Genomic DNA, 13,607 nt, shown 5'->3' with positions numbered 1-13,607 from the left:
CGGGCCATGAAGCTGGGGCGGCGTGGAATTTTTTGTGGATTGCTGGCGGGCTTGAGCGGTTGCGCCACGCTGGCGGCACCGGGCGCAAATTTGGCCGCACTGCCGCCGCCGCCCGGGGGGCCTTATCTGCTGGGAGCGGGGGACACGCTGCGGATCAGGATTTATGATCAGGCGCAGATGTCAGGCACTTATCAGGTCGATGACAGCGGCATGGTGGATATGCCGCTGCTGGGGCTGGTAAAAGCCGCGGGGTTGAGCACTGATGGGCTGAGCGCCGCCATCGCCAACGGCCTGCGCGATGGCGGGTTGATTTTGCATCCGAGTGTCGCGGTGGAGGTTGCCGCCTACCGGCCGTTCTACATTCTGGGCGAGGTGAACACGCCGGGGCAGTATCCATTCCGTCCGGGCATGACTGTCCTGACTGCAATTTCGGTCGCGGGAGGCTTCACCTATCGGGCTGAGCAAGGCTATGCCGGAGTCACACGCGAGAAGGGCGGCATCCCCGCCCCCTATCGCGCTCCTCTGTTTGCATTGGCGCAACCTGGCGATGTCATCACTGTCTTTGAGCGCAGGTTCTAGCGCGCGGCTCAACATCGCGGCATTTGCCGGTGGTTTTGCCACGTTCATCAACATGTGGTGCACGCAGGCGCTGCTGCCGGTGCTGGCCGCGAGTTTCCATGTCTCCGAGGCGCGGACGGGGTTGACGGTGACAGCGCCGCTGGTGGCGACCGCGATGGCGGCGCCCGTGGTGGGGCTAATCTCTGACCGGTTCGGCCGCAAGAAGTTTATTCTGGGCGCGGTGATCCTGCTGCTGGTCCCGACAATTTTGGCGGCGACGGCGCGGAGTTTCGAGGCGCTGGTGGTTTGGCGGTTTGTGCAGGGGCTGCTGCTGCCGTTTATTTTCACCATCACCATTGCCTATATCGGCGAGGAGACCAGCGGCGCAGCGGCGGCGCGGCTGGCGGGAACTTATATGTCCGGCGCGATTTTCGGCGGGTTTTGCGGGCGGTTGCTGGCGGGGATGATGACCTCCGGGTTCGGCTGGCGCGCCGCATTCTGGGCGATCGCGGCGATGACGCTGCTGCTGGCGGCGATCATCGCGGTGATGCTGCCACGGGAGAAGCTGTTTCAGCCGATGTATGGGGTGCGCCGCGCGCTCGGGGCGTTTCCGTTGCATTTAAGCAATGTAGAGCTGGTGGCGACCTGCGTGGTCGGTTTTGGCGTTTTGTTCAACCTCGTGGCGGTATTCACCTATATCAATTTCCGTTTGGCGGCGGCGCCCTATTTTCTGGGGCCGGCGGCGCTGGGGGGGATTTTTGTGGTGTATCTGGGCGGGGTGGTGATGAGCCCGCTCTCGGCACGCCTGGCGAACCATTTTGGGCGGCGGCGGGTGATGGCGGTGGCGGCGCCGCTGGTTTGGGTGGGGCTGGCGCTGACGCTGGCGGCACCGCTTTGGCTGATCGGGCTTGGTCTGCTACTGATGAGTTCCGCGATTTTCATGCAGCAGACCTTGGCGACGGCGTATGTGAGCGTGGCGGCGCGCGAGGCGAAATCAACCGCCGTGGGGCTGTATGTGGCGATTTATTACGTGGGCGGGAGTGCTGGTGGCGTGGTGCCGGGCAGGGTGTGGCATGGCTATGGCTGGCCGGGGTGCGTCGCGATCGTGTGCGCGATGCAGGTGATGATGCTGGTGGTGGCGTTGCGGTTCTGGAGAGCGGCCTGAGGGCGCCAAATGGAGCGGTTGCGCGGATTTTATCTAACTATCCGTTAGTTTATTTCGCGCCCGAATTTGCGCGGGTCTGCAACAAAAAACACAGCTTCGTGACGCGCAAGTCGATCAGATCGAATCCGAAACCCGCTCGATCACGCCGCTCCAGTCATACGCCCGCTCCTGCCGGAACAGCCGGACCGACGGATACCAGGGCGTATCCTCCCGCCCCAGCAGCCAGCGCCAGTCCGGCGCATGGGGCAGCACCAGCGCCGTGGGCACGCCGATGGCGCCCGCGATATGCGCAACCGAGGTGTCGATGGTCACCAGCCGCTCCACATGCCGCAATATCGCCATGGTGTCGGCAAAATCCACAATCTCCGGGCCGAGATTCAACAACGGTGCGCGGCCGTAATAACCGCCCACCTGGGCAATCTGCTCGCCCTTCTGCACCGTGAGAATCGCCAGATCATCGCGCGCAAACAGCGGCGCGAACTGTTCGAGTTTCAGCGTCCGCTTGCGGTCGTTCTTATGTGTCGGCCGCCCGGCCCACACCAGGGCGACGCGCCGCAGGCCCTTGGGCACCAGCCGGTCCAGCCGCGCGCCCCAGCTTTCCACCAACGCCGGGCCGGGCGCGAGATACCCCGCCGGGGGCACGTTCTCAGTGGTGATCCCAGCCAGGCGCGGCAGGCCGGAGAGCGGGATATACGCCTCGTAATCGCCGGTATCCTCCCAGCGCGTGACGATTTTTCCAATCCCGGAAATCTGCCGCAAAATCGTGGTCAGCTCGCCCGAACAGGCCAGCACCGGCTGCGGACACAGCAGCGCCGCCCAGGGGATCAACCGGCTGAACTGGATGCAGTCGCCAAACCCCTGGTCGCCGACAATCAACAGCTTGCCCGGCGCCAGCGGCCGGCCGTCCCATTGCGGCTTGCCGGTTTTGGGCAGCATCCCCTCGGCCTGCTTTAGCTTGAAGCGCCATTCATAGCTCTCCCAGCCTTCCTTCATGCGCCCGCCCAGCAGCAGCGCCTCGGCCTTCTCAAAATGCGCCTCGGCAAAATCAGGCTCCAGCGCGATCGCCTGATCGGCAATCCGCACCGCCTCGTCTAGCTCCAGTCTTTCGTAGTGAATCAGCGCAAGATTGAAATACGCCCGCGCATCCCGCGGCGCCAGCTCAATCGCCCGCCGCCCCGCGCGCAGCGCATCATCGAGCTGCCCGGCGCCGCGATACACCTCGCACATATTGCGCGGATAAAGTGCCGCCTCGGGCGCCAGCACCTCGGATTTTTCCATCCGCTCCACCGCCTGCGCGATCCGCCCGTTGCGATACGCGATAATCCCCGCCAGATGCAGAATATGCGGATGCTCGGGCATCGCGGCCAGCATGCGGTTGGCCAGATCATCCGCCTCCACCAGCTTGTTGGCCTGCTCCAGCGCCGCCAGCCTGGCCAGCGCCTCGGCCAGCGGCACAACCTGCTTGCCCGGCTGCGCGCCGCTCATGGTCCGTCCTCCCGATAGCCAAGTTCGGCAATCCAGGGGTCCAAAATCTCCCGCACCTCGGCGAACAGCGCCGGCATCTGGGTCTGATAAGCGCGGTGGCGATACAGCCCGCGCCCATGCACCGCCTCCCGCCCCGAAAAATGCGCCGGCACCGGGCCGGGCGGCATGGCGCTATTCGCCCGCAACACCGCCTCGGGCGGCACCGCCGCCGGGTCCGCGCCCGCAAACTCCACCACGCGGCGCAGGCTGGCGGCGGTATCACTCACCAAATCCTCATAGCGCACCGGCAGATAGCGCAACGTCAACTGCCCGCGAAAATGCCGGATCAGCGACATCACCAGCGCATAGTGGCGCGCCAGCGCCAGCATTGAAACCCCGCAATTTGCCTCCAGCCGGCGGTCCTGCCCAAGGTTGGAGAGCATGACATCGAGCGGATGGCGCAGCACATGAATAACCGGCGCATCCGGGAACAAGAGCTTGATCAGCCCAAGCTGCCAATGGTTGGAGGCCGAACGGTCGGTGATGAATTGCACCCCCGGCCGCGCCAGCCCCAGCTGGTTCCGCGCTTCCTCATAGCGCTGGCGCAGCCGCTCGGGCAGCGCCCAGCCATCACCCACCAGAGCGTGATCCAGCGCCTCGGGATAATCGCGCGCGGCACCGGCCAGCGCCGGAATTATCTCATTCAACTCCGCCACCGGGAAGAACTCATCCCCCGCCGCAAAACCCGGCACCTGGCCTAGCAACTGCTCCAGAAGGCTACTGCCCGAGCGCGCAAACCCCAGCAGAAACACCGGCTGGCGGGCTGGCGGCGCCACCGCGCGGGGCAGCGGCTGCACCCGCTCGGCGGTGAAATACGCCTTGCAGGCCTCTGCCTTGGCGGCGAACGCCTCCGCCTGATATTGCTGGCCATGGCGCTCACGCTGGAGCAATTTCGCGGTTGCGTAATGCTGCACCGCTTCCACCGGGCGGCCAAGCCGCGCCAGCGCCTGGCCGCGCGTGCAAAGCTCGGCTGAGAGCAGGGTCTCCGGCGCATTGCTGAGCCGCGCCAGCACCGCCTCGGCATCGCCCATGGCCAAATCCGCCATCGCGCGCAGCAGCCGCAGCGCCCTGTCATCGGGCCAGCGGGCCAAACCATCATCGAGCAGGCGCAGCGCCTTTTCCCGGTTGCCGCGCGCGAACTCCGCCTGCGCGTAACCACCCTGGCCGCGCCGGTTGTCCGGCCGCAGCGCGAGGGCCTGTTCGTAAATCACCACGGCATCATCCAGCCGCCCCTGCAATTTCAAATTCCAGGCCAGATTCGCCAACACCACCCCGTCATCGCGCCCCAGCACAGCCAGCGCCCGGCGATAGTGCCGTTCACCGGCCTGCAGCGCCCCGCTCTCGGTCAGCACCACGCCCAGCACATGCTGCGCGGTGGCATCCCGGGGGGTGGCCATCACCGCCTCGGCGGCGGGCGGGCGGGCCAGCGCATAGCGCCCCTGCCCCACATAATATTGCGCCAGCAGCAAATTAGCCGCCGCGCGCACCGCCGGCGCGCCGGGCAGCGCCGCCAGCCTTATCGCCAGCGCCTCCTCCGCCGTGCCGCGCTTCTGCGCCTTGCGGATCTCAAAGAGCACCCGCAACGCCGGGCGCAGGTTCGGCGCCAAATCCAGCAGCTTCAGCGCCAGCGCCTCGGCCTCAACGTATTTCTTCTCGTTGAAAAGCTTAACCGCCTCCTGCCCCTGGGCATCCAGCGCATCAACCGCCTCGCCCCCCGGCCAGGCGGAGATATCAGCATCGCAGCACCGCACCCGGCGCAGCCCGCTACCACAACGGCACAAAACATCATCCAATTTTTGTTGCGTCACCGTGTCCACGCCAGTCCGTTGCCACCCCATATTACCCGCTTTGCCCCATGCGGCAACGCCACCCGCGCGCGCGGTAAAACATGAACCGCTTCAACGGTTTGCCGGAATGCGACGCATTCGCAAAACCGTATGATTCGCTTGACCAAACCACCATCTGCCGCCACATGGGCGCATCAGGAGGAGTGTTTCATGCGCGATTTCTCACAGCTTTCCGAACGTGAGGTCCTGGCGCTCGCCATCGGCGCCGAGGAAGAGGACGGACGTATCTATAACGACGTCGCCGAACGCCTGCGCGAGGAATACCCCGCCTCGGCGCAAATGTTCATCGACATGGCCGCCGAGGAAAACGAGCACCGCCACAAGCTGCTCGACCTCTACCGCGAAAAATTCGGCGAGCATATTCCGCTGATCCGTAGGCAGGACGTACGCGGGTTCCTCACCCGCAAGCCCGTCTGGCAGCTGCCCAAGCCCAGCATCGACGACATCCGCAGCCTCGTGGAAAGCATGGAAGCCGAAACCCAGCGCTTCTACCGCCTCGCCGCCTCGCGCGCGACCGATGTTTCCATCCGCAAGCTGCTCGGCGACCTCGCTGAGGCGGAGGTTGAGCACGAACACCGCGCCGACGAGCTCTCCGCCAAAAACCTGCCCGATAAAACCCGCCGCGCCGAAGACATCCACGCCGAACGCGCCTTCATGCTGCAATACATCCAGCCCGGCCTGGTCGGGCTGATGGATGGCTCCGTCTCCACCCTGGCGCCGATTTTCGCCGCCGCCTTCTCCACCGGCCATCCGCACGCCGCCTTCATCGTCGGCGCCGCCGCCTCGCTGGGGGCGGGCATCTCCATGGGCTTCGCCGAAGCCCTCTCCGACGATGGCAGCCTGACCGGGCGCGGCACGCCCTATATCCGCGGCGTGGTCACCGGGCTGATGACAACCCTGGGCGGCATCGGCCACACCTTGCCCTTCCTCATCCCCAGCCTGCACATGGCGCTGCTCGTCGCCTTCTGCGTGGTCGCGGTCGAACTCGCCCTCATCTCCTGGATCCGCTGGAAATTCATGGACACCTCCCCCATCCGCGCCACATTGCAGGTGGCGCTGGGCGGCGCGCTGGTGTTCGCGACCGGCGTGCTTATTGGCGCCGGTTAGGGGCGCGGGCTAGGGCCAGCGCCGCCTGACTCAACTATCCGTGCGCGGCACCCAGGGGATGCGGGCAATATCAATTCCTTCATCGGCCAGGGCTTCAGCCTCCTCGTCGCTGCTCTCGCCATAAATCCCGCGCGGCGGGGCCTCGCCATGGTGAATCCGCCGCGCTTCCTCGGCAAAATCATTGCCCACATAGTCGCAGCTCTTCTCCACTTCGGCGCGCAATTTCCCCAACGCCGCGCGCACCGCATCGGGGATGACACCCCCGGCCGCCGGTTTTGCCGGTTCGGGCACGGGCATGGTTTCCACTGGTTTCACGCGGCCCTTGCGGGGAATCCCCGGCGCCATCAGCGCGCGTTCCACCTTGGTCCCGCTGCAAACCGGGCAGGAGATCAACCCGCGCTTGGCCTGACGCTCGAAGGCGTCGCTGTCCTTGAACCAGCCGTCGAACTCATGCGCGCCGGCGCAATGCAACTGGTAATGGATCATTTGCCCAGCAAGGCATCCAGCCTGCCCGCGCGCTCGAGGGCAAAAAGATCATCGCACCCGCCAACCGCTTTGCCGTCGATAAAAATCTGCGGCACCGATGTTTTCCCGCCAGAACGCTCACGCGCCTGCGCGCGCGCCGCCGAGCCGCCCGGCGCGTTTATTTCAGTAAAGCCAATCCCCTTTTGCTGGAGCAACGCCTTGGCGCGCACGCAATAGGGGCAAAAATCCTGGGTATAAATTTCAATATCAGCCATCCCAGTCATCTAGCCGAGCGTTAGGCTTATGCAAGTGCTTTTTACTCAAATCGCAGATCAGCCACGCGCGCCACGGTGAGCACATCCACCCGCCCCGCGCCCGCTGCCAGCAGCGCGGTGGCGCAGGCATCCGCGGTCGTGCCGGAGGTCATGACATCATCAATCAGCAGAACACACAGCCCCGCCACCTCGAATCCGGGACGCAACATGATCGCCTCGGTCAATTCCGCCTGCCGCTGCGCAACGCTCAACCCCTCCAGCGGCGCCGTATGTTTCTGGCGGATCAGCCCATCGGGCACACAGGGCCGCCCGCTGAGCCGCGCCAGTTCGCGCGCCAGCAGCGCCGCCTGGTTATAACGCCGCGCCCGCAGCCGGAGCCTGTGCAGCGGCACCGGCACCAGCACATCCGCCGCCGCCAGCATCCGCGCCCCCGGGCGGCGCATCAGCCGCGCCAGCCCGCGCGCCATCTCCGTGCGGTCGGCATATTTAAAGGGCAGGATCAGTTTCTTCGCGGTCTCATCATAACGCAGCGCGGCGCGCGCCTGCGTGAAGGCGGGTGGCCGCGCGGCGCAATGCGGGCACAGCCCCCCCTCACCGGCCAAGCCGCCATGGGGCAGCGGCGCCCCGCATTGCGCGCACATCGGCGCCGAGACAAAATTCGCCACGCGGAAACAACCGAGACAAAACTGCCCGTCATCATCAACCGGCGTATCGCAGGCGAGACAGCCAGGCGGCAGCAGGGTATCAAGCACGCGCCGCAAGAGGGTTTTCATTTGGACCAGATTTTCGACTTCGAGGCGATGCGCAAACACCGCGACCGCGCCGCCCCCCGCCTCAAAAACATCGCCCCGGTGCTGGACGAACTCGCCGCCCGCCTGCTCGGCCGCCTGGACGACACCACCCAGACCTTCACCACCGCGCTTGACTTCGGCGGCCGCGGCGCCATTGCCCCGGCCCTGCGCGCACGCGGCATGCAGGTTGTCTCCGCCGATGTCTCCCCCCGCCTCGCGGCCCAGGCCGGCGGCGAACCGCTCGTGATCGCCAGCGAAAACTTCGGCCTGGAGGGGCGCAAGTTTGACCTCATCGCCGCGCATTTCTCGCTGCACTGGATCAACGACCTCCCCGGCGCGCTCATCCAGCTACGCCGCGCGCTCAACCCAAAAGGGCTGCTGCTCGCCAGCATGCCGGCGCTGGGCACGCTGGCCACCTTGCGCACCGCCCTGCTCACCGCCGAGGAAACCCTCACTGGCGCCGTCAGCCCGCGCGTCTCCCCCTTCCCCGACCTGCGCGACTGCGCCGGGCTGCTCCAGCGCGCCGGGTTCGCGCTTCCGGTCGCCGATGTTGAGGACATCAACTTTTTATACGCCAACCCCCTGGCCCTGCTGCACGAGCTGCGCGACGCCGGAGAGACCAACGCCGTGCTGGCCCGCAGCCGCAAATTCACCCCCCGCGCCCTCTTCCTAACCGCGCTGGCCGCGCTGCCCATGCGCGCGGACCGGTACGAGGTCACCTTGCGCATGGCCGTGCTCACCGGCTGGAGCTCATAACGCGCGCATCACAAGAGTCCGGCCCGGCGGAAGCTCAACCACCGGCCGTTGCCAACGATCACATGGTCATGCAGCACAATGGCAAGCGCGGTCGCCGCATGTTTTATCTCCTTGGTCATGGCGATGTCCTCCTCACTGGGCGCCGGGTCGCCGCTGGGGTGGTTATGCACCAGGATGAACGCTGTCGCATGCAGCTCCAACGCGCGCTTTATCACCTCGCGCGGATATACCGGCGTGTGGTTCACAGTGCCGCTGCCCTGCGACTCATCGGCCAGCAGCCGGTTGCGGTTGTCCAGAAACAGAATACGAAACTGCTCGATCTTTTCGCGCGCCAAAACCGCCTGCAGATACTCCATCAGCCGGTCCCAGTTGTTGAGCACCGGCTTGTAGAGCACCTCCGCCTTGGACAGCCGCTGCGCCGCCGCCTGCACGATCTTCAGCGCCGACGCCCCGGCCTCGCCCACACCGTCCACCGCCAGCAAATCAGGCACGCTGGCTGAAATCACCCCGGCATAGGAGCCAAAGCGTATCAGCAACGAACGGGCGATCGGCTTGGTATCCCGCCGGGGCAAGGCCAGAAAGAGCACCATCTCGATCATCTCATGCTCAGCGATCGCGTCCGCCCCGCCCGCCAAAAACCGCGCGCGCAGACGGGCGCGGTGGCCACTAACACCCACGCCAGGCTTCTGCGGACGTATTTCAGGCGATAACGTATCGATCAGCGAAACGTCTGCGAAACCTTGAGTAGAATTTTTGTATTTCATTGCGCTTGCAAGGTGCCATGAGTCACCTGCCAACAAAAGCGCAAAACCCTCGAATCAGGGCCCGATCAATCCAAAGTGAACTGAAGGCGCCTCAATTAAAATTCAACTCTCTTGCGCCCCGGCAATTTCCGGCAGTTCATCATTATCCTCATCCACCTGCTTCACGCTGGACAGCAGCAGATACACCGCCGGCACCACAAACAAGGTGAACATCGTGCCAATCGACAAGCCGCCGGCAATCACCATGCCCATGTTGAAACGCGATGCCGCGCCGGCACCCGTGGCGATAATCAGCGGCAACACACCCAGCACCATCGCCGCCGTGGTCATCAGGATCGGGCGCAACCGGATGTTGGCGGCATATTCAATCGCCGCCCGCTTGTTCATGCCCCCCAGCTGCGCCTCGTTCGCCACCTCCACCATCAGAATGCCATGTTTGCTGACCAGGCCCATCAGCGTGATCAACCCGACCTCGGTATAGATATTCAGCGAAAGCCCGCCGAAACCGAGATAGATGAAAATCAGCGCCCCGGCGATCGACATCGGCACCGAAACAAGAATAATCAACGGATCACGGAACGAATTGAACAGCGCCGAGAGCGCCAGGAAAATAATAATCACCGCGAAGGCAAAGGTGAGGATAAACCCGCTGCTCTGCTGCACATATTGGCGCATCTCGCCGCCGTAATCGACACTATCCTCAGGAGAGAGAATTTTCTCAGACAATTGCTGCAAGGTCTGCAACGCCTGCGCCTCGCTCACCCCCGGCGCCGCCACGCCCTGCAATGTCGCGGAATTCTGTTGCTGAAAATGATTGATCGATTCCGGAATCACGCTCGTGGTGATTTTGGCGATCGAGGAGAGCGGCACGTTCACCCCGTTCACCGAGGCCACGGAATAATTATCCAAATCCGCGACATTCAACCGGGATTTTCGCTCCACCTGCGGGATCACCTTGTAGGAGCGCCCATCCAGGCTGAAATAGTTGACATACCCCCCGCCCAGCGCCTCGCCGAGTGCTGCCCCCACATTGGCCATGTTCAGCCCCAGCGCGGCGGCCTTGTCACGGTCGATGACAACATTGGCCTGCGGCTGGTCAAGCTTCAGGTCGCTCTGCAGAAAAATGAACTTCCCGCTCTTCAGCGCGGCCGCCAGCAACGCCTGGCTCACCGGATAAATTTTCGAGAAATCATCGGTGGATTTAATAACAAACTGCACCGGCAATCCCGATGACCCCGGCAAAGGCGGCGGCTGGCCCACCACCACCTGCTGCCCCGCATCGCCGGCATTGGCCTCGTTCTGAAACTGCGTCTGTAAAACGGTCGCGGTCTTGGTCCGCTGGTCCCAGGGCTTGAGCACCTCGCCGGTGATATCCACCCCTGGAACATCAATATGGAACGTATGCGCGACTTCTGGATTATTCAGCAAAATCGCGTTCAGATGCGCATCCCACATCGCCTTCTGAGTGATCGTGGCATCGGGCGCCGATGTGGCGAACACGAAGGTCGCCCCTTCATCCTCCTGCGGCGCCAGCTCGCTCTTCGAGCCCAGCGCCAGAAAGGCAATACTGCACAGGATAATCGCCGCGAAGGTGATGGTCACCGGCACGGTATTCAGGCTGCTGTGCAGCGCCGCGGTGTAGAGGTTGTGCACCTCGGCGAAGCGCCTGTCGATGAAGTCAACCAGCCGGTCCTCCCAGTTGGGCGCGCCGTGCCGGGGCGGCTTGAGAAACCGCGAGCTCAGCATCGGCGTCAGCGTCAGCGCAATCAGCGCTGAAATCGTCACGGCACCCACCAGCGTAAACGCAAATTCGGTGAACAGCGCGCCGGTCAGCCCGCTCTGAAAGCCAATCGGCAGATACACCGCGATCAGCACCACCGTCATGGCGACAATCGGCCCGCCCAGCTCGCCCGCCGCCCGCCGCGCCGCCTCGCGGGGCGTCTCCCCGGCATCGAGATGCCGGTTCACATTCTCCACCACGATAATCGCGTCATCCACCACCAGCCCGATGCCCAGCACGAGCGCCAGCAGCGTCAGCAGGTTGATCGAAAATCCAAACGCCAGCATCATCGCGAACGCGCCAATCAGCGAGAGCGGAATGGCAATCACCGGGATCAGCACCGAGCGCGGCGAACCCAGAAACGCGAACACCACCAGCGTCACGATGATCAGCGCCTCGACCAGCGCGGTCAGCACCTCGCGGATTGATGCGTTAACGAAATCAGTTGAGTCAAACACGATCTGCCCGGTCAGCCCGCTCGGCAGATTGGCCTGGATCTGCGGGAAGACCTTGCGTATCCCGGCCACCACCTGCAACAGATTGGCACTCGGCGCCACCTGAATGCCCATGAACACGCCGGCCTTGTTATCGAATGTCACGTTTTGCTCATAGGTGTCCGAGCCCAGCATCACATTGGCGACATCCTTCAACCGGATGATCGCGCCGTTCTGCTGTTTGACAATCAGATTCTCAAATTCCTGAGCGCTGTGCAGGCCCGTGGAGGCCGTGAGCGAAATCTGCGTCATCTGCCCCTTGGTGTTGCCCAGCGGCGCGATGAAATCATTGCTGCCAAGGGCTGCGTAAACATCCGCTGCCGTCAGCCCGTAGGCGCTCAGCTTCTGCGGATTCAGCCACACGCGCAGGGCAAAATTCTGTGCCCCCAAAATCTCCGCCTGCTGCACACCCTTCACCGCCTGCAGCTGCGGCTGCACCACGCGGGTGATGTAATCGGTCATCTGGTTGCCCGACAGCACATCGCTGCGGAAGCCGATATACATTGAGTCGAACGTCTGGCCGATCTTCAACGAAAGCACCGGCTGCTGCGCCCCGCCCGGCAATTGGTTGAGCACCGAATTCACCTGCGCGCTGATCTCCGTCAGCGCTTTATCCGGGTCATGGTTCAACACCAGATTGATGGTGATGGTGCTAATGCTCGTCTGGCTCGACGAGGTCATATAGTCGATGCCATTCACCTGCGCGACGGCATTTTCAATCGGCGTGGTGATGAACCCCGCGACCACATCCGGCGAGGCGCCGGGATAGGTGGTGGTGATCGTGATGGTGGCGTTTTCCGTCTGCGGAAAATCCTGCACCGGCAACTGGCCGACCGCACGCAGGCCCAGCACGAATATCAACACGCTGACCGCGATGGCAAGCACCGGGCGGGCGATGAAAAGATCGGTGAAGCGTTTCATCGGTCTATTCGTTCGGCGGGTTAGGGTTGGGGTCGTTGGGCGGCTGCACTGAATTATTGATCGCAACCAGCGAGCCGTTGCGCAGCTTCAGTTGCCCAGCACTCACCACCACATCGCCCAGCTTGAGCCCGCCCGTCACCGCCACCTGGTCGCCGCGCGTATCGCCGGTGGTCACAAACTGCTCATGCACGGCAAGCTCATCCTTGCCGGCCTGGCTGGTCTCATGGCTCACCACAAACACCGTATCGCCATAAGGATTATAGGTGATCGCCGTCTGCGGCAGGGTGATATAATCCTGCGGCATTCCCACTGAAACCTTTACCGTGGCAAACATGCCAGGGCGCAGCGCCAACTTATCGTTCGGCAGCACCGCCCGCACATGCACATTGCGGCTGGCGGTGTCCACGGCCGCGTCCACCGCCGAGATTTTACCTGCAAACACCTGCCCCGGATACGCATCCACCATCACCTGCACATCCTGCCCGGCGTTCACCTGCGCCAGCGCCTGCTGGGGCAGATAGAAATCAACATACACCGGGTTGAGTTGCTGCAAGGTCACAATCGGTGCCCCGGCGGTGAGATACTGGCCCGGATCGACCAGCCGGATACCCAACCGCCCGGCAAACGGCGCGCGGATGGTTTTCTCCGCGATCAACGCCTGCTCACCCTGCACCTGCGCCTGCGCCGCCGCCAGATTGGCCCGGTCGGTATCCACCTGCGCCTGCGCCACGGCCTTGGCCTGGAACTGCTTCACATCGCGCTCATAAGTGATCTTCGCCAGCGCCGCAGCCGCCTGCAACTGCGCCAGCACCGCGGGGTCGTTATTCGCGCGCAACGTCACCAGCGGCGCCCCGGCCGGCACATCCATGCCTGACTGAAAATGAATGCTCTCGACAATGCCGGGAAGCTCCGCCGAAATCTGCGTACCGTTCACCGCTGTCACACTGCCCACGGAGCTAAGCTCAGGCTGCCAGGACGAAGGTGCGGCGGTGATCGTCGCCACCGTCTGCACCTGGTTGGCGAACCCGGCGAGGAACTTCGCGATCATGATGCTCCTGAAAGTGCCGTAGCCAAACACCAGGAAAAACAAAATGCCAACGCTCGCCAGCACTATTATCATGCGCCGGGTTAAATTCGGTGCCTTGCTCATGCCTACGCGA

General features: G+C 63.8%; 12 protein-coding genes. 4 read left to right on the top strand and 8 right to left on the bottom strand.

What is annotated here, in order from left to right; genetic code table 11:
* The first annotated feature begins 51 nt into the window (after positions 1 to 51).
* Both QQJ84_RS10280 and QQJ84_RS10275 read left to right on the top strand, forming a co-directional pair.
* Complete coding sequence (locus QQJ84_RS10280) at positions 52 to 579, top strand: polysaccharide biosynthesis/export family protein (RefSeq protein WP_284258086.1); 528 nt, start codon at positions 52 to 54, stop codon at positions 577 to 579.
* Positions 563 to 1,723 carry an MFS transporter gene (locus tag QQJ84_RS10275; protein ID WP_284258085.1) on the top strand — a complete coding sequence of 387 codons (1,161 nt, stop codon included), beginning with the start codon at positions 563 to 565 and terminating at the stop codon, positions 1,721 to 1,723. The genes QQJ84_RS10280 and QQJ84_RS10275 overlap by 17 nt, the downstream gene beginning before the upstream one ends.
* Positions 1,724 to 1,837: 114 nt before the next feature.
* Here QQJ84_RS10275 and QQJ84_RS10270 read toward each other — a convergent pair whose 3' ends face one another.
* Entirely contained in the window at positions 1,838 to 3,208 is a 1,371-nt protein-coding gene (locus QQJ84_RS10270) for a tetratricopeptide repeat-containing glycosyltransferase family protein (protein ID WP_284258084.1), read from the bottom strand.
* Complete coding sequence (locus QQJ84_RS10265) at positions 3,205 to 5,055, bottom strand: tetratricopeptide repeat-containing sulfotransferase family protein (protein WP_284258083.1); 1,851 nt, start codon at positions 5,053 to 5,055, stop codon at positions 3,205 to 3,207. The genes QQJ84_RS10270 and QQJ84_RS10265 overlap by 4 nt, the downstream gene beginning before the upstream one ends.
* Positions 5,056 to 5,244: 189 nt before the next feature.
* On the opposite strand from QQJ84_RS10265, the gene mbfA reads away from it, so the two are divergent.
* Positions 5,245 to 6,201 carry an iron exporter MbfA gene (gene mbfA / locus QQJ84_RS10260; RefSeq protein ID WP_284258082.1) on the top strand — a complete coding sequence of 319 codons (957 nt, stop codon included), beginning with the start codon at positions 5,245 to 5,247 and terminating at the stop codon, positions 6,199 to 6,201.
* Positions 6,202 to 6,231: 30 nt separating this feature from the next.
* On the opposite strand, the gene QQJ84_RS10255 is transcribed toward mbfA, so the two are convergent.
* The 3 genes from QQJ84_RS10255 to QQJ84_RS10245 are packed head-to-tail and all read right to left on the bottom strand — an operon-like array spanning position 6,232 to position 7,714.
* Positions 6,232 to 6,687: a DUF1178 family protein gene (locus QQJ84_RS10255; RefSeq protein WP_284258081.1), complete on the bottom strand. Its 456-nt coding sequence runs from the start codon at positions 6,685 to 6,687 to the stop codon at positions 6,232 to 6,234.
* Entirely contained in the window at positions 6,684 to 6,941 is a 258-nt protein-coding gene (grxC, locus tag QQJ84_RS10250) for a glutaredoxin 3 (protein WP_284258080.1), read from the bottom strand. The genes QQJ84_RS10255 and grxC overlap by 4 nt, the downstream gene beginning before the upstream one ends.
* A 41-nt stretch (positions 6,942 to 6,982) precedes the next feature.
* Complete coding sequence (locus QQJ84_RS10245) at positions 6,983 to 7,714, bottom strand: ComF family protein (protein ID WP_284258079.1); 732 nt, start codon at positions 7,712 to 7,714, stop codon at positions 6,983 to 6,985.
* Here QQJ84_RS10245 and QQJ84_RS10240 point away from each other — a divergent pair, their 5' ends adjacent.
* On the top strand, positions 7,715 to 8,488 hold the full coding sequence (locus QQJ84_RS10240; protein ID WP_284258078.1) for a methyltransferase domain-containing protein: 774 nt from the start codon (positions 7,715 to 7,717) through the stop codon (positions 8,486 to 8,488).
* An 8-nt stretch (positions 8,489 to 8,496) separates the two neighbouring features.
* Here the strand turns inward: QQJ84_RS10240 and radC are convergent, their stop codons facing one another.
* From radC to QQJ84_RS10225, 3 genes are all read right to left on the bottom strand, one after another.
* Positions 8,497 to 9,252, bottom strand: a complete 756-nt coding sequence (radC, locus tag QQJ84_RS10235; protein WP_284258077.1) for a RadC family protein — start codon at positions 9,250 to 9,252, stop codon at positions 8,497 to 8,499.
* A gap of 102 nt (positions 9,253 to 9,354) precedes the next feature.
* Positions 9,355 to 12,447: an efflux RND transporter permease subunit gene (locus QQJ84_RS10230; RefSeq protein ID WP_284258076.1), complete on the bottom strand. Its 3,093-nt coding sequence runs from the start codon at positions 12,445 to 12,447 to the stop codon at positions 9,355 to 9,357.
* A 4-nt stretch (positions 12,448 to 12,451) separates the two neighbouring features.
* A complete protein-coding gene (locus tag QQJ84_RS10225) occupies positions 12,452 to 13,597 on the bottom strand; it encodes an efflux RND transporter periplasmic adaptor subunit (protein ID WP_284258075.1) in 1,146 nt (381 codons plus the stop codon).
* Between the last annotated feature and the right edge of the window lie 10 nt (positions 13,598 to 13,607).

Origin of the sequence: Acidocella aquatica, from assembly GCF_030160635.1 — a bacterium.
GTDB lineage: Bacteria > Pseudomonadota > Alphaproteobacteria > Acetobacterales > Acetobacteraceae > Acidocella > Acidocella aquatica.
This window is presented reverse-complemented; position numbering and strand designations above follow the sequence as displayed.

Coding starts and splice junctions, on each gene's coding strand:
- QQJ84_RS10270 (WP_284258084.1), bottom strand. CDS start 3,208: ATGAGCGGCGCGCAGCCGGGCAAGCAGGTTGTGCCGCTGGCCGAGGCG.
- mbfA (WP_284258082.1), top strand. CDS start 5,245: ATGCGCGATTTCTCACAGCTTTCCGAACGTGAGGTCCTGGCGCTCGCC.
- QQJ84_RS10255 (WP_284258081.1), bottom strand. CDS start 6,687: ATGATCCATTACCAGTTGCATTGCGCCGGCGCGCATGAGTTCGACGGC.
- grxC (WP_284258080.1), bottom strand. CDS start 6,941: ATGGCTGATATTGAAATTTATACCCAGGATTTTTGCCCCTATTGCGTG.
- QQJ84_RS10245 (WP_284258079.1), bottom strand. CDS start 7,714: ATGAAAACCCTCTTGCGGCGCGTGCTTGATACCCTGCTGCCGCCTGGC.
- radC (WP_284258077.1), bottom strand. CDS start 9,252: ATGAAATACAAAAATTCTACTCAAGGTTTCGCAGACGTTTCGCTGATC.
- QQJ84_RS10230 (WP_284258076.1), bottom strand. CDS start 12,447: ATGAAACGCTTCACCGATCTTTTCATCGCCCGCCCGGTGCTTGCCATC.
- QQJ84_RS10225 (WP_284258075.1), bottom strand. CDS start 13,597: ATGAGCAAGGCACCGAATTTAACCCGGCGCATGATAATAGTGCTGGCG.